Origin of the sequence: Xanthomonas sp. DAR 80977, assembly GCF_041240605.1 — a bacterium.
GTDB lineage: Bacteria > Pseudomonadota > Gammaproteobacteria > Xanthomonadales > Xanthomonadaceae > Xanthomonas_A > Xanthomonas_A bundabergensis.
Genome location: NZ_CP162487.1, coordinates 5,015,071 through 5,029,512, shown reverse-complemented (window position 1 = coordinate 5,029,512; position 14,442 = coordinate 5,015,071). Strand labels below are relative to the sequence as shown.

Sequence of the window (14,442 nt, the reverse complement as noted above, 5' to 3'; positions counted from 1 at the left end):
AATGCAGGCTATGTGATCAGCGATTAAACGCCTGCCTGAGCTGGGTTGGGCATTCCGGCACGCTATTGATGCAATGCCGCTACAACGCTGGCGAAAACAGGGCCGTGTAAAGCGGTGTAGGAAGTATCCGTAGATTGCGTGCGCAACGCGCTGGGGCAGGCGACGGACGTCGGCGTCACGGTCGCAGGCGGCACGCGGCAGAAGCTGCTCGGCGCTGCGACCTACTACCCGTTCGGCCCCAGCGCCGGCTGGTCCTACGGCAACGGCCGGCCGCTGCAGCGCGTGCTCGACCAGGACTACCGCCCGCAGGCGATCCAGGACAGCCGCAGCGACGGCCTCAATATTGGCTTCGCCTTCGATCCGGTCGGCAACCTCACCGCGCTGACCGCGCCGGGCAACACCGCGCCGGTCGTGAGCCTGGGCTATGACAACCTGGACCGGCTAACCGCGTTCAAGGACGGCCCGACCGGCACGGTGATCGACGGCTACAGCTACGACGCCACCGGCAACCGGCTCAGCGCCCAGGTCAACGGCAGCGCCCAGACCTACAGTTACCCGGCCGACAGCCATCGCCTGGCGAGCGTGGCCGGCGCCGCGCGCAGCTACGACGCGGCGGGCAACACCACGGCCATCGACGGCACGGCCCGCGAGTTCGCCTACGACGCGACCGGACGCCTGAGCCAGGCCAAGCGCAGCGGCACGCTGGCGATGGAGTATCGCTACAACGACCGCGGCGAACAGGTGCGCCGCTTCCTGGGCACGACCAATACCTACACCGTCTACGACGAAGCCGGGCACTGGCTGGGCGACTACGACAGCAACGGCAAGGCGCTCCAGCAGGCGATCTGGCTCGACGACCTGCCGGTGGGCGTGCTGGCTGGCACCACGTTGAACTACATCCAGCCGGACCACCTCGGCGCACCGCGGACGGTCATCGACCCGGCGCGCGACGTGGCGATCTGGACCTGGGACATCAAGGGCGAGGCCTTTGGCAACACGCCGCCGGACCAGGACGCGGATCGCGACGGCACCGCGTTCGTGTTCGGGATGCGCTTCCCGGGGCAGCGCTATGACAGTGCGACAGGGCTTAACCAGAACTATTTCCGGGACTATGATGCCAGCGCTGGCCGATATGGACAGAGTGACCCCATCGGTTTGATGGGAGGAGCTAATACCTTCTCCTATGCAGGGGGTGTTCCTCTCTGGAAGATTGATTCGTTAGGTTTAGTGGAGGGAAGTCCGGCCAATTTGCAAAAGCGTGGAGAAATATCCAGCTGGGCAATGCAAAAGGTTGGGTCAACTGCATATGGCTTCTATCAAGCCAGGTCCTCCCAATATCCCGCCGGGTCTTGGAAATGTTCCTCCTTTGTTTGTGATGCGGTTTCTTCTGCTGGGGCTTCAACCATGGTTTCTGTGAAAGGTAAAAATGGGAGTCCTGTTGAACGCTGTGCAACTGCTGCTGAACTTGCACAGGGAAATATCGCCAATTGGCGGCGGCTTGGAAAGTATGAAGAGAGAATGCCCGGCGACATTGCAGCTTATAGAAACATTGGTCTCAGTTCGACGGGGCATACAGCGATAGTGGTCCCAGGTATAAATGGCGGCATATCGACGCTGGGGGCGCATGAGGTCTACGTGGGGCCAGTTGGGATTGATGTCTTCCCTGACCCTGAGAATATGACTGTTTTGCGATACACGGGTGAATAAAATGAAAAATATTTCGATTTTCGCAGTGGTGATTTTTGGATTTTTTAATATATCTTCCGCTTTTGCCGCTAGTTCATGCGATAGCAGGGATCTGGTTGTGGTTGAGCTTGATGTGGTTAAGGGGAAGGAGGTTTTTAAGGTAAACGATACCCTCGTTAAGCCGCGCGACACATTTGATACATTCTTCAGGAATTGTGCGCGGAAGACAGTTATCTTAGCCAGTCCTGAAGCAAAGATATCCCAGGTAATTAATGTGCGTTTTTTCTTGGGGAAGATTGGGATAAAAACCAATCGGGATAATTTCTTTGTTTTTTTTGCGTCATCTGGTGCGAGAAGTATGACCTACATGGAGACCTTTGCAACAATTAAGTACACAAAGAACCGAGATGAGCTTATGAAAATAACGGAAAATCCACCACAGGAAAGTAATTGGCTCTAGTCTCGGCTTTTCCGTCAGTGGAGTTCCCGGTTTTGCGCAACCGTGTTGCGAATTTGATTGTAGGAGTAGTTGCTTGCGCAGCTCTTCTAGCCTGTTGTGGCAAGAGCGATCACAAGGCAGCTGCATCCCCCGTGTCAGGGGAAGAAAGCTGTAAGGCGTTTGATATTGACTCCAGTCGTGCGAAGGCTGAAAGCGGGGAGCTATCGGCAGTAAGAGGGATGCGAGACTACTATTTGGATTGTGTCCTGCACAACAACGGCCCCGAGGCATTACGCTGGGGTAAGTTGGCTGCCGAGAAGGGCGACGGCCAAGACAGGGAAGCCTACGAGAGCCTCAAGGTGACATTTCTTCCCGGCAATTGTGGAACTGGAAAGAATCATTGCCGGTGATTTGGAAAAGTAACAGGAGGCCGGGTCGTTTATGCTGAAGCCGGCATCTTGATCTGGAAAAATAGGACATCAAGGGCGAAGTGTCCGGCAATACGCCCCGGACCAGGATGCAGATCACGACGCCAAGGCGTTTGTGTTCTGCATGCGCTTCCCGGGGCATCGCTATGACCTTACCAAGGCACCACCCTGCCCAGGTAATCCAAGTAATTCAGACCCCCGCGCCCCGCGGACGCCTCGATGGTGTCCAGCAGCTTCGGGATGCTTTCCTCGATGGTCAGGCGCGCCTCGGGGCCGCCCATGTCGGTCTGTACCCAGCCGGGGGCCATCAGCAGCAAGGTGCGCGGGTCGTCGCGGTGACGGGCGGCGAAGCTGCGCATGAACATGTTGAGCGCGGCCTTGCTGCCGCGGTACACCTCGTACTGGCCGTTGGTGTTGTTGCCGATGCTGCCTTGCCCCGACGACATCGCGCCGATGGTGCCGGTGGGGCGCACCAGGTCCACGAAGGTCTCGATGACGCGCATGGGGCTCAGGGCGTTGGTGACCATGACGCGGATGAACTCGTCCGTGGAGACGTCGGCGATGGTCTCGCGGTCGTCGTTCTTGACCCCGGCGTTGACGAACAACAAGTCCAATTTTTTGCCGTGCAGGCGTTGGCGCAGCGCCGCCACTTGTTCCGGGAGAGTGATATCGACGGATTCGATGTGCAGTGTGCCGGGGTAGGCCTGCGCGAGCCTGTGCAGCTTGCTTGGCGCGCCGGCGCGCTCGGTGGCGATGACGCGCCAGTGGCGTTTCAGGTAGCCTTCGGCCATCGCCAGGCCCAGCCCGCGCGATGCGCCGAGGAGCAGGACGGTTTTCTGCGGAGGGATGTGTGTCATGGATCGAGCCTCGTAGGGGCCGGGTTGCGCGGCATCGTGGATGCCGGCCAACCGGTCGGTGTGCGAAAGGTAATGGCACATGCGGGCGAGCGGAACGCGCGTGGAATGCAGTTCGTGATTGCGTCGAACGCCTGTATGTCGCCGGTCACGCTCTGGATGGGACATGTCGGAACCGGATTTGAACCTGTTGATCGCGCTGGACGCGCTGCTGGCGGAGGCCAGCGTGGCCGGCGCCGCGCGGCGGTTGGGGTTGAGCGCATCGGCGATGAGCCGCACGCTGACACGGCTGCGCGCATCCACCGGCGATGCGCTGTTGGTCAGGGCGGGCGGCAACATGGTGTTGACGCCGTATGCGGCGCAGATCCGCGAGCGCACCCGCGCCGCGGTGGACGCCGCACGCGCCGTGCTGCGCCCGTCGCCGGCCGAACTGGAGCTGTCGGCGCTGGAGCGGACGTTCACCGTGCGCGCCAACGACGCGTTCGTGGAAGCATTCGCCGCCATGCTGGTCAACGCGGTCTCCATGGCCGCGCCGCGCGTGCGCCTGCATTTCGCGTCGAAGGCGCAGAAGACCGCCGCGCCGCTGCGCGAGGGCTTGGCCGATCTTGAAATCGGCGTGTTGAATGCGATGGGACCCGAGGTGCGGGTGCAGGCGCTGTATCGCGACCGCTTCGTCGGCGCGGTCAGGCAGGGACATCCGCTCGCGCTGGAGCCGGAGGTGACCGCGCAACGCTATGCCGCGTTCGGCCATGTCGTCGCCTCGCGCCAGGGCAGGGCGCACGGTCCGGTGGACGATGCGTTGCGCCGGCAAGGCCTGGAGCGGGTGGTGGCGACGGTGGTGCCCAGCTTCTCCGCGGCGCTGGCGGTGGCGCGCGGGTCGGACCTGGTGGCGCTGGTGCCGGCGTCGTTCGTGGCGGCGCAGCCCGAGGCGGTGCGCCAGCTCGACCATGTGTTCGAGCTTCCGGTGGCCACCGACCCCATCACCGTGTCGTTGATGTGGCATCCGCGCGCGGACCGCGATCCGGCGCATCGCTGGTTGCGCACGCTGGTGCTGACCGAATGCCGCAAGCGCATGGCGCCCGGGTAGCGCCGCCGCCCAGAATGGAAAGGGACGCACCGTCGATAGGCGTGCGGCTCATGGATCGCCACCGCCACACCGCGCACCACGGACACGTACAGGACACCGCCATGCACCATCGCATCGCCACCATCGAGGCACTCGAAGCGCTGTACGGTCAGCCCGCCGAGCGCTCGGTGCGCAAGGAGATCGATCATCTGAACGCCGACTACCAGGCGTTCGTGCGCGCCTCGCCATTCGTGGTGCTGGCGTCGGCCGGGGACGACGGCCTGGACTGCTCGCCCAAGGGCGACCCTGCCGGCTTCGTGCAGATCCTGGACGCGCGCACCCTGGCGGTGCCGGACCGGCCGGGCAACAACCGCGTCGACAACCTGCGCAACCTGCTGCACGATCCGCGCGTGTCGCTGCTGTTCCTGGTGCCCGGCATCGGCGAGAGCCTGCGCGTGAACGGGCATGCCGAGATCAGTGTCGATCCGGCCTTGCTGGCCCGCTTCGAGATCCGCGGCAGGCAGCCGCGCAGCGTGATCGTGGTGCACATCGATGCGGCCTATTTCCATTGCTCCAAGGCGATCGTGCGCTCGGCCCTGTGGGATCCGGCGCGGCACGTGCCGCGCGAGCAGTTGCCCAGCGCCGGCACCATGCACGCGCATTTGGCCGACGGCGATTTCGATGCCGCCGCCTACGACCGCGAGTTGCCAAAACGCACGCGGGACATGCTGTACTAGCGCACCAGCCGCGCCAGCCGCCTGGGCGGCGGACAACCGGACGATAAAGGGGATCGATGCAAGGACGCGACACGATATCTGCAGGATGGGGCGAACTGCTGGCCGTCGTCGCGATCGCACTCGGACTGCCCATCTACTGGAGTTTCTCGGCCGTGCTGGCGCCCACGGTCGAGCCGTCGTTTTCCGAGGCGAGCCTGTGGGGCATGGTCCTCTACGAGCTGCTGGTCCTGGCGTTGCTCGTCCCGGTGCTGTGGTTCCGTGGGTGGACGCCGCAGGCCTTGGGGCTGCAGTGGCAGCAGCGCGACATCCGACCGGCGATCGGCTTGCTGGTCGCGTGCATCGTGGCCTGCTATCCCCTGAACTGGCTGCGCGCGGACATGGCCGAGGCGGTGAATCCTTCGATGGATGCCATGGTGGCCGGGAAGCTGTCGCTGGCGGCGGTGGTGGCGGTCTCGCTGCTCAATCCGATCTTCGAGGAGGTGTTCGTCTGCGCCTACGTGATCCGCGTCCTGCAGCGCAGCCACAGCCCGGCTTTCGCGGTGAACGTCAGCGTGGCGATCCGCGCCTCGTACCACCTGTACCAGGGACCCATCGGCGCGATCTCGCTGGTCATCGTGGGGTTGATACTCGGCTGGTGGTTCGCGCGGACCGGCCGGCTGTGGCCTGCCATCGTCGCGCATGGCCTGATGGACCTGCTGGCGCTGGTGGCCTATGCATAACATGTCCGGTTGGGTGAAAAAGATGGCGCTGCATGCGCCGCGCCGACTATCGGTTCCGACCGCGCAGCGGAAGAATTGGTCTACGGCCATTCAAGCGCTCCGCTCCATGCTCTCCGGCGCTTACCCATGTTGGATCGGCGGCAACGGGAGATCGCCATGCCACGCGTCATGCTGAACAGATCAGCCCAGCCATGGATCGCTGAGCATGCGGTGACGACGGCATCGGGCGCGGCCCGGCATGCCTTGAGCATCGACGGCTTCGGGGCCAGATGGCGATAGCGGGGCCGGGTTCGCCCGGCCGGGAGATATCTCTTTCCCGAGATTCCCGGCCGGTCAATGGCCTTGGGCCTGTCCGCACCGATGGTCTGCGCATGGCGTGCAGGCAGGACAATGGGGAAGGGTACGCTCCGCCGTCGTTTTCCGCTGCTTGCCTGCGAGACCGGGCATTCGCCCAAGACCCGATCCGGGTGACGCCGTCTTGCATCCTCGCGGATATCGCGTTTAGTTTATTGCCTGCAATCACGCCGCCGGGAGAGCGCGTTGGCCAAGAAACGGAACTTCGAAGCGCTGCTGGTCGAGCATCTGGTGGACGAGTATTTCGACGGGGACACGCAGCGGTTCGCCGAGCACACCGGCTATTCGCGCACGCAGGTGACGCGCTGGTGCGCCGGCGAGATCAAGCCGCAGAAGGCGACGGTGCGTTGGCTGCTCTCGACCACGATCGCGCCGGAGTTCCGGGTGGCGGCCGAGTTCAAGCCGGTGGCGTTCGCCACGGCCAAGGAGATCAGCAAGGTGCTGGCCGCGGCCCTGGGCGCGCACAAGAACGCGTCCGGCGTGTATGCGTTCTACGATTCGATGTGCAATGTGCTGTACATCGGCAAGGCCAGCACGAATTTCCAGAAGGAAATGTACCAGCAGCTGCGCGGCAGGATCGGCATGGAGTTCCCCAAGGCGGTACGCAAGGCGCCGGTGCAGCGCTGGCAGGCGGTGAGCTTCGTGTCCGCCTACGAAATCCCGCCGGTAGAGCATCTGGATTACCCGAAACACGTCGAAGCGCTGGTGCTGCGGCTGTCCAAGCCGGTCGGCAACAAGGTGCTCGGCTCGCTGCAGAAATCCTCCCCGCCGAAGGACCATGGCACCTTGCTGTGAGTGCGACGCATGCGCTGTCGCGCCCGCCGGCGGTCGTATAAGCTCGCGTTTTCCCCAGGGGGAGGGCAGCATGATCCGGATCTATGCCGCGGTGCTGTGCGTGCTGGCGCTGCCGGCGTCGGCGCAGTCGGCCTACAAATGCAAGGATCCCAAGCTCGGCACGGTGTACCAGTCGATGCCCTGCGCGAACGGCACCGAGCAGAAGCGCTGGGACACCGCGGCTTCCGCTCCGTCGGCCGGTGCCGGCAGCGAGCGCACCGTCTCGGAACCCGCCGCCGGGCAGGGCGGCCAACGGGCGCCGGCCGGCGCCGGCCAGGAACCGAGCTTGGGCGCGAGCCTGATCAGCTCGGTGCGCGCGCCGGGTCCGGAAGCCTGTACCCGCGCCAGGCACGTGCGCGACAGCGCCCGCGCCGACCCCACCATGAAGAACGACCGCGATTTCATCCAGGCGGTCGAGAAGGCCGTGACCCAGGCTTGCAAGTAGGCCATCACTGGCCGGCGGCGTGCATCGTCGCTGGCCGTTGAACGCCATGGGCCGCGCGGCGTTTCATGCAAGCGGCCGCGGCACGGATGTCGGCGACGTTGCGGCATGCACTTCGGTCCCGTGGACGATCGCCTGCAGCCGTTCCCTCATGCAGCACCCAGTGGGCGTGGGCCGATGCTCGGTGTCGTATCGAATGGGCAGCGCACACCGCGCCCATTCGAGTGGTGTGCGCTCGATAAAACGGAGGAGCCTTGAGCCGAGGCTGCACCGTACCGATTGCGCCACTGCGGACGTGATGTCGCAAGGTCACCCATCGATACGCTGGATCGCCTGGATCGGTGGCGACACGATCGCCGTGGCGCCGTTGCCGCGCTCAGCACCGCCCGCTGCGGCCGGCCGCATAGCGCACGCCCTGGCGCAGCTGCGCCAGGAAATCCGGATCGGCATACACCGCCGCGTCGTGGCCGAGGCCGGTGTACCAGGCGCGGCCGCCGTCGAAAGCGTGGCACCAGGCGATCGGGTGGTCCGCGCCCATCGTGCCGCCGGCGTAGAGGCGTTCGTCCACGGTGGCGATGACCTGCACCTGGGCGCGCGGGTTGCTGCGGTAGTTGTAGATCTCGTCGTGGATCGGCCAGGCCGCGCCGTCGGGCCGCCCGTCGCGTTCGGGTTGCACCCGGGTGGATTGCAGCCCGGGCGGATGGCCCTGGAACCACGCGCCGACCAGCCGTCCGTACCATGGCCAGGCGTAGCCGGTGTCGGCGGCCGAGTGCACGCCAACGAAGCCGCCGCCGTTGCGCACGAAGCCTTCGAACGCCCGCTGCTGGGCCGGGTCGAGGATCTCGCCGGTGGTGCTGGCGAAGACCACCACGCGGTAGCGGGCCAGGTTGTCGGTGCTGAAGTCGTTCGCGTCTTCGCTGTGGTCCGCGGCCAGGCCTTCCTCGGCCGCCAGCTGGCGCAGCGTCGCCACCGCGGTGGGGATCGAGTCGTGGCGGAAGCCGGCGGTCTTGCTGAAGATCAGCATGCGCTCCGGCACCGGGGCCGCCGCGGCGACCCCGGCCAGCATGGTGGCGAGCGAGAAGGCGAGTGGATGCATGCGGGGATTCTGCCCTGGATGGCGGGCCAGCGGGTGGCGGAGGTGATCGCCGGGCTTGGCGCCCGCCGCAACGGTTGCGTGCATCGCGCGCCGGCATGCGCTGGCGCCGGGCGTCGCCGCTGTCCTTGCGCGGCCGCGGGACCGGCCGGCGCATCGGCGTCGCTGGCGCGTGGCCGGCGTGAGCGACGTGTTGCGAACGATGGTGCCAGGTCCGCACCCATGGCGGCGGCCGTCGGGGGGCGCATGCCTTGCGCCATTCAGTCATCGGCCGCGTGGCCGATAACGCGTGCACCCGCGTCCATCGCCCCACCTGAAAGGGACTTCTGTTGAACATCTCCGCTTACCGATTGCGTTGGCTGCTCTTGCTCGCGTTGCCGCTCGATGCCATGGCCCAGGGGGCGCCCGATCCGGCGCAGTTCCCCGATCCGGCGCGCCTGCGCGTGTTCGGGCAGAACGGCGTCGGTCTCACGCTGTACACCAATGCGGTGTGCAAGGACGACTACGAAGAGGAGATCGAGGTCTCCGGTTCGCTCGGGAACGGCTTCCGCGCCCTGGCCGGCAAGAGGGTCCCCAACATCTCGCTGGGCATGCCGGAGACGGTCGGCGTGCGCACGATGGAAGAGGGCAAGGTGTTCATGGCCAAGCCCTACTACCGCGAATACGCGCTGATTCCCGGGCAGCCCGTCAGGGTGCGCGCCGGCATCAAGTCGGCGGCGAACATGCGCTGCGCCAGCGACTTCGATGTCGCGTTCACCCCGGAGGCGGGGGCGGACTACGAGGTCGCGATGCGCTTCGACATGCAGGCCTGCCTGCTGACGGTGATGAAGGTCGCCGCCGACGGGCAGCTCAGCCCGCAGCCGTTCGCGCCGGCGAAGCAGCGCTGCGACACACCCAGGCCCGAGGCGCAGGTGCCCTTGCTGGTGTTCTTCTTCGCGCCGGAGGAGGTGCACTATCGCCTGTCCGGCAATGCGAGCGAATGGAGTACCTACGAGGATACGCAGGACGAGGCGGAATCCTTCGACGACGAGGTGCGCGAGGCGTTGCAGCAGCCTGGCGCGAAGGTCTGCGCGGTCGCGCCCGCCGGCGGCGGCAGCCCGCTGTACGCCAGGCTGCGTGCGCTCGTGCACGCGCATGACGATTCGGCTGCGGTCTGGGAGCAGGCCGAGTCGGTACGCCAGGCGCTCGATCTGCCGCAGGGCCAGCCGTTGGAATTCCCCGCCGCCGCGTACCAGTGCATGAAGGCGGCGTCCCGGGCATTTGGCGCGAAGTGATCCTGCGCCAGCGGAGTCGGGAGCCGCGACCCCTGGTCTGCGGCTCGCCAGTTGGGGGAGAATTCCACTCCCTTGCCGAGTTTGGAGCTGCCATGTCAGGACGATGGAAGTGGAGCGCGCTGCTGCTGTGCGCTGTGGCGTGCGCTGCCGGCGCGGCGGCGCCGCCTGCCGAGTACGGCACCAAGGATGGCTGGGGCAGCCTGCGGATCAGCGGCCAGGGCGACGTACGCCCGTTCGAGATCGAAGCGGTCGGCGCCAACGGCCACAGCTGCGCGCTGTCCGGCACGCTGCAGGGCGACACCGGCGTGGTCACCGAGGGCAGCGACACGCCGTGCCGCGTGGCGTTCAAGCGCACCGCGGGCGGGTTCGACGTGAAGGCGTTGACCGAGGAGAGCTGCCGCGACTACTGCGGCATGCGCGCCGGCTTCGAGGGCGAGTACCTGGCGTTGCCGGCGGGCTGCACCGCCAAGGCGAGCGCGCGGCGGCGCGAGGGCTACCTGGCCGACTATCGCGGCAAGCGCTATGCGGCCGCGCTCGCCGGGATGGATGCCCTCGCCAAGGAGTGCGGCGTGTTCTTCAACTGGCTGGAGCGCGACCGCTTCGCCAACGACCGCGCCATCGCCCTGCTGCGCCTGGGCCGCCCGAAGGAGTGCCTGGCCGTGCTGGACACCACCATCGCCGCCGGCAGCCGCGACGAGGACACGCTGCAGCAGGAGCTGGACAAGAACGGTAGCATGCTGCCGCCCAGCGATTGGGACAGCTATCTGCCGATCGCCAAGTCCACCTGGTTCAACCGCAAGCTGTGCGAGGCGGCGAAGCCCTAGTGGCGGGTTGGGCGGCTCCGGACGCGGGGCAGGCCGTGGCGAGGCGCCCGGCCGCGGATGCCGCCGGGGCTGAAGCCACCGCTCCCGCTGCGGCGCAGGGGGCGCCTGCGGATTGCGTGGGTGCTGCCTTCACCCGGTAGCGCGCGGGAGCTCCAGCGGCGTGCGCGAGCGGTCCACCGCCAGGATCGAGGCGTCGTCGGGGTCGCGCAGGAGATGCACGCGGGTGCCGGCGATGCAGAACTGCGGCAACAGCGCTTCGTCGATCAGCGTGCGCAGCGTAGCCGCGGACACGCCGCCCGCGCCGTCGAAGACGTCGAGGGTCAGTTCGACCGCGTGCACGGTCTGGCCCTGGCTGCCGCCACGCGACAGTCCGTGCTCGGAACGCTTGAGCGAGCGGATCTCGGCCTCGGTGGCGATGCCGCCGTGGATCAGGCGCTGCCAGGTCTTGGCTTCGGCGGAGTAGATGCGGTTCTCGCGGGTGGCGACGCGCACAGCCGCCACGCCGAACAGCACGACGGCGCTCATCACCACGGCGAAGACGCTCCACAACACGATCTCGATGGCGAGCTTCCTTGGCGGCCGCGGCCGTCGGCGTGGCCGCCAGGCTAGAAAATCCCGATGTCGTGCGCGTGACACGTCACCCGCCGCGCGCGCCGCAATGCATGCGCCGCCTGCGGTGCAGGCGCTAGCGTGCGCGGATGGCGGTGACCGCACCGCGCTGCAGTTCGATCGTGACGCTGCCGGGCGCCTGCGTCGGTGGCGGCACGCGCCGTTCGGCCAGTGCGGTCAGCAGCGGCACCGGATCGCCGTCGAAGGCGACGGTGCGCGTGTCGCCGCACAGGGCGGAATGGATCACCGCGCTTTCGAACATGACCACCTGGGCCAGCCGCGGAATCGCCGGCGCTGCGCGCTGCACATGCTCGAGGAAACCCAGCGCTTCGCTGCTGGCGAACTGGCGTGGCGGCTGCGCGGCGGCATAGGCGTCGAACAAGGTGCGGAAGGCGGCTTCGCCGCCATGCGCCAGCAGCATGCGCGTGGTCAGCCGCGCCGCGCTGGCGATCTGCCCGGCGCGCGCATTGCTGGCCAGTTCCCGCAGCAGGGCGACGCCGGGATCGTCGATCAAGGCGGCGACGGGGTGCGCTTCGGGCGCATCGCCGCGCACCAGCGCGCCCAGCGTGCGCTCCCAGTCGCCCGGCGAAGGCGTGGCGTCGCTGCCGGTGCGGCACACGACCGGTTCCGGGTGCGGAAGGCGCGCGCCGGGCCGGCGCAACGCCCATAGGCTGTGCAGTCCGTCGAGTTGCCTGCGCACCGCGGCGATGCCGACCTGCGGCAGGTAGCTCGGCAACATCTCGAAGACGATCGCGCGCAGCTTGGGCAGTGCGGGGACCAGCTCCGCGGCCAGCCGCATCAGCTCCTGGTCGACCAGCCCGGAGTGCGCGTCCAGCCAGTAGCCGCGGTGCGCGAAGCCGCCGGCCAGGTGCAGCTCGCACACGCGCTCGAGCGGCAGCGCGGCGAGCGCCTCGCGGACCGGCTGGCGGCCGTTGCGTTCGTTGGTCCACAGGTTGTGCAGGTCGAGCAGGATGCCGCAGTCCGCCTGCGTCACCACTTCGGCGATGAAGGCGCCATCGCTGAGCTCGCCATCGACCGGGCGCAGATAATTGACGTTGTTCTCCACCGCGAACGGCACCTGCAGGCCGTGCGCCATCGCGCGGATGTTGGCCGCCGCCTGGTGCGCGCCCTCGACGGTCTGCAGCGGCGGCAGCAGGAAGCCCGAATCCACCGGGCCGCCGGCCACCGGCACCGCATTGAAGCTCAGGTGCTCGCTGGCCCACGGCGCGCCCAGCGCCTGCACCACCTCGCGCATCGAGCGCAGCCGCCGCGGATCCGGCGCCAGCGAGCCGCCCACCGGCGAGGCCACGCCGTGCACGAGTTTATGGTGCGGCAGCTCGGCGAGCTGCCGCACCATGCCGGTGTCGATGCGCATCGGCGCCTGCGCGTTGCCGGTCTCGAACCAGAAGAATTCCGGTTCGATCTCGACCACCCCGATCGCGCCGTCGTCCTCGTCCAGTACCGGCATCAACTCCGGCCACAGCACCAGGCCGACGCCGAGCTCGGGCAGGGCATGCATCGCCGATGCGCTCCGCTCAGCCGAAGCGCGGCGAGAACTCGTGGATCTCCAGCGCCGGATTGACCCGGAAGTCGCGTTCGATCACGAAACGGAAGTCGAAGCCGGAATGGCAGCCTGCGCAGCCGAGCCGGCCGAGGATTTCCCGGGTCACCTTGTTCAGTTGTTCGATGTCGTTGCCGACGCTGACCGGCACCGCGATGGTGACGGCATGCGGGGACCGGAACGACGGGACTGCCCTTGCGCTCTTCATTTGCGTTCTCCATGAACTGTTGGGAAGGACCTGCGCGGACGCGGTCCATGTCTGGGCGCGCGGCGCGGCAGGCAGGCAACCGTGCCGGTGTCCTGTGCGGGTCGGGGGACGCCGCGCCGGTCGCGGTTGCCTGCCGATAACAACGCAGGGAGTGCGGCACGGCGGCCAACGCTGTCTACGAACGCTCGCCGGATCCTGCTTCGCGGACTCGGCGCCGTGCGGCACGCGGTCGGTACGGCCATGGCCGGTTGTGTCCGCCGCGGGTCGCGTCCTGCCCGGGCGCCGGGGCGGGCAGTTCTTTCACAGCCCCGGTCGCGGGTATGATCCTGGGTGACCGGCCGCCACTGCCTCCCATGCTCATCGCGCCCTATCCCCAGAACGAGGAGACCCGGCTGCGCTTCCTGCGCAGCCTGAATGTGCTGGACACCCCGGCCGAGGAGGCGCTGGACCGGATCACGCGCGAACTGGCCGAGCGCCTGCAGGTGCCGATCGCGACGGTGACGCTGGTGGACGCCAACCGGCAGTGGTTCAAGTCCAAGGTGGGGCTGGATGTCTGCGAGACCTCGCGCGATGTCTCGTTCTGCTCGCATGCCCTCTACGCCGATGCGCTGCTGGTCGTGGAGGATGCGTTGCGCGACGCGCGCTTCCGCGACAACCCCCTGGTGCAGGACGAGCCGCACGTGCGCTTCTATGCCGGCGTCCCGCTGCGCGGCAAGCAGGGGTTGGTGATGGGCACGCTGTGCGCGCTGGACACGCGGCCACGGCAACTGGATGCGGAACAGGTGACGCTGCTGCTGGAGCTGGCCGCACGCGCGGAGCGCCATCTGTTGGAGCGGCGCGCGGGCCCGGGCGCGGAGTCCGGCGCCGCCCCGGACGGCTCTTCGCCACTGACCGGCGCTGCGATGCGCAGCGCGTTCCAGGCGGCGCCGTTCGGCCTGGCGGTGGTCGATGCGGAAGGACGCGTGGCGGCGGTGAACCGGGCGCTGTGCGCGTTGTCGGGGCACACGGAGACCGCACTGCTGGGCGGCCACGCGCAGGCGCTGTGGGCGGGCGAGGACGGCGCGTCGCTGGACCTGGCGGCGTGCGCGCGTGCGGGCGGTTTCCACCAGGCGGTGTTGAACGTGCAGGAGGGGAGTGGGAGCCGCGTCTGGCTCAATGTCGTCGTCGGCGACGGAGAAGACGCGGCCGCGGCCGTCGTGGTCACCGTCGTCGCGCGCGATGGTGGTGGATCGCCTTGGCCGTGGCAGGGCGCCTGATGGCGCTGCGGCGCCCCCATGTTCGCGGCGCGGCCGCCGGGCGCGTCGGCGCGCAGGG

At 67.4% G+C, this 14,442-nt stretch carries 14 protein-coding genes and 1 pseudogene; 10 read left to right on the top strand and 5 right to left on the bottom strand.

Features of this window, described 5'->3' with window-relative positions; genetic code table 11:
• Positions 1-129 precede the first annotated feature (129 nt).
• Together AB3X10_RS21440 and AB3X10_RS21435 are read left to right on the top strand one after the other, a co-directional pair.
• A pseudogene (locus AB3X10_RS21440) lies at positions 130-1,707 on the top strand (RHS repeat domain-containing protein); the annotation flags it as partial.
• A gap of 1 nt (position 1,708) precedes the next feature.
• Complete coding sequence (locus AB3X10_RS21435) at positions 1,709-2,146, top strand: hypothetical protein (RefSeq protein WP_369977407.1); 438 nt, start codon at positions 1,709-1,711, stop codon at positions 2,144-2,146.
• Positions 2,147-2,705: 559 nt separating this feature from the next.
• On the opposite strand, the gene AB3X10_RS21430 is transcribed toward AB3X10_RS21435, so the two are convergent.
• Positions 2,706-3,575, bottom strand: coding sequence for an SDR family NAD(P)-dependent oxidoreductase (locus AB3X10_RS21430; protein WP_369977406.1), 870 nt, complete (start codon positions 3,573-3,575; stop codon positions 2,706-2,708).
• Between AB3X10_RS21430 and AB3X10_RS21425 the strand changes: the two genes are divergently transcribed.
• From AB3X10_RS21425 to AB3X10_RS21405, 5 genes are all read left to right on the top strand, one after another.
• Positions 3,574-4,494 (top strand): LysR family transcriptional regulator, encoded by a 921-nt coding sequence (locus tag AB3X10_RS21425; RefSeq protein WP_369977405.1) that lies wholly within the window; start codon positions 3,574-3,576, stop codon positions 4,492-4,494. The two genes, AB3X10_RS21430 and AB3X10_RS21425, sit on opposite strands and share 2 nt — an antisense overlap.
• A 101-nt stretch (positions 4,495-4,595) precedes the next feature.
• Entirely contained in the window at positions 4,596-5,210 is a 615-nt protein-coding gene (locus AB3X10_RS21420) for a pyridoxamine 5'-phosphate oxidase family protein (RefSeq protein WP_369977404.1), read from the top strand.
• Positions 5,211-5,266: 56 nt separating this feature from the next.
• Positions 5,267-5,929 carry a CPBP family intramembrane glutamic endopeptidase gene (locus tag AB3X10_RS21415; RefSeq protein WP_369977403.1) on the top strand — a complete coding sequence of 221 codons (663 nt, stop codon included), beginning with the start codon at positions 5,267-5,269 and terminating at the stop codon, positions 5,927-5,929.
• 540 nt (positions 5,930-6,469) lie between these two features.
• On the top strand, positions 6,470-7,078 hold the full coding sequence (locus AB3X10_RS21410) for a hypothetical protein (RefSeq protein WP_369977402.1): 609 nt from the start codon (positions 6,470-6,472) through the stop codon (positions 7,076-7,078).
• 70 nt (positions 7,079-7,148) lie between these two features.
• Positions 7,149-7,562, top strand: a complete 414-nt coding sequence (locus AB3X10_RS21405; protein WP_369977401.1) for a DUF4124 domain-containing protein — start codon at positions 7,149-7,151, stop codon at positions 7,560-7,562.
• 373 nt (positions 7,563-7,935) lie between these two features.
• Here the strand turns inward: AB3X10_RS21405 and AB3X10_RS21400 are convergent, their stop codons facing one another.
• A complete protein-coding gene (locus AB3X10_RS21400; protein WP_369977400.1) occupies positions 7,936-8,655 on the bottom strand; it encodes a ThuA domain-containing protein in 720 nt (239 codons plus the stop codon).
• Positions 8,656-8,981: 326 nt separating this feature from the next.
• Between AB3X10_RS21400 and AB3X10_RS21395 the strand changes: the two genes are divergently transcribed.
• Together AB3X10_RS21395 and AB3X10_RS21390 are read left to right on the top strand one after the other, a co-directional pair.
• Complete coding sequence (locus AB3X10_RS21395; protein WP_369977399.1) at positions 8,982-9,926, top strand: hypothetical protein; 945 nt, start codon at positions 8,982-8,984, stop codon at positions 9,924-9,926.
• A 92-nt stretch (positions 9,927-10,018) separates the two neighbouring features.
• Positions 10,019-10,750: a hypothetical protein gene (locus AB3X10_RS21390; RefSeq protein ID WP_369977398.1), complete on the top strand. Its 732-nt coding sequence runs from the start codon at positions 10,019-10,021 to the stop codon at positions 10,748-10,750.
• A gap of 129 nt (positions 10,751-10,879) precedes the next feature.
• Here AB3X10_RS21390 and AB3X10_RS21385 read toward each other — a convergent pair whose 3' ends face one another.
• The 3 genes from AB3X10_RS21385 to AB3X10_RS21375 all read right to left on the bottom strand — a co-directional run bounded on the left by AB3X10_RS21385 (position 10,880) and on the right by AB3X10_RS21375 (position 13,128).
• Positions 10,880-11,302, bottom strand: coding sequence for a hypothetical protein (locus AB3X10_RS21385; RefSeq protein WP_369977397.1), 423 nt, complete (start codon positions 11,300-11,302; stop codon positions 10,880-10,882).
• A gap of 133 nt (positions 11,303-11,435) precedes the next feature.
• On the bottom strand, positions 11,436-12,878 hold the full coding sequence (locus AB3X10_RS21380; RefSeq protein WP_369977396.1) for a DUF692 domain-containing protein: 1,443 nt from the start codon (positions 12,876-12,878) through the stop codon (positions 11,436-11,438).
• 16 nt (positions 12,879-12,894) lie between these two features.
• Positions 12,895-13,128 (bottom strand): hypothetical protein, encoded by a 234-nt coding sequence (locus tag AB3X10_RS21375; RefSeq protein ID WP_369977395.1) that lies wholly within the window; start codon positions 13,126-13,128, stop codon positions 12,895-12,897.
• A 320-nt stretch (positions 13,129-13,448) separates the two neighbouring features.
• Between AB3X10_RS21375 and AB3X10_RS21370 the strand changes: the two genes are divergently transcribed.
• On the top strand, positions 13,449-14,384 hold the full coding sequence (locus AB3X10_RS21370) for a GAF domain-containing protein (protein WP_369977394.1): 936 nt from the start codon (positions 13,449-13,451) through the stop codon (positions 14,382-14,384).
• Positions 14,385-14,442: the final 58 nt, after the last annotated feature.

Excerpts from the sequence above, each read along its gene's own strand:
- AB3X10_RS21435 (WP_369977407.1), top strand. The coding sequence starts at position 1,709 with ATGAAAAATATTTCGATTTTCGCAGTGGTGATTTTTGGATTTTTTAAT.
- AB3X10_RS21425 (WP_369977405.1), top strand. The coding sequence starts at position 3,574 with ATGTCGGAACCGGATTTGAACCTGTTGATCGCGCTGGACGCGCTGCTG.
- AB3X10_RS21430 (WP_369977406.1), bottom strand. The coding sequence starts at position 3,575 with ATGTCCCATCCAGAGCGTGACCGGCGACATACAGGCGTTCGACGCAAT.
- AB3X10_RS21420 (WP_369977404.1), top strand. The coding sequence starts at position 4,596 with ATGCACCATCGCATCGCCACCATCGAGGCACTCGAAGCGCTGTACGGT.
- AB3X10_RS21415 (WP_369977403.1), top strand. The coding sequence starts at position 5,267 with ATGCAAGGACGCGACACGATATCTGCAGGATGGGGCGAACTGCTGGCC.
- AB3X10_RS21405 (WP_369977401.1), top strand. The coding sequence starts at position 7,149 with ATGATCCGGATCTATGCCGCGGTGCTGTGCGTGCTGGCGCTGCCGGCG.
- AB3X10_RS21400 (WP_369977400.1), bottom strand. The coding sequence starts at position 8,655 with ATGCATCCACTCGCCTTCTCGCTCGCCACCATGCTGGCCGGGGTCGCC.
- AB3X10_RS21390 (WP_369977398.1), top strand. The coding sequence starts at position 10,019 with ATGTCAGGACGATGGAAGTGGAGCGCGCTGCTGCTGTGCGCTGTGGCG.
- AB3X10_RS21380 (WP_369977396.1), bottom strand. The coding sequence starts at position 12,878 with ATGCATGCCCTGCCCGAGCTCGGCGTCGGCCTGGTGCTGTGGCCGGAG.
- AB3X10_RS21375 (WP_369977395.1), bottom strand. The coding sequence starts at position 13,128 with ATGAAGAGCGCAAGGGCAGTCCCGTCGTTCCGGTCCCCGCATGCCGTC.
- AB3X10_RS21370 (WP_369977394.1), top strand. The coding sequence starts at position 13,449 with ATGATCCTGGGTGACCGGCCGCCACTGCCTCCCATGCTCATCGCGCCC.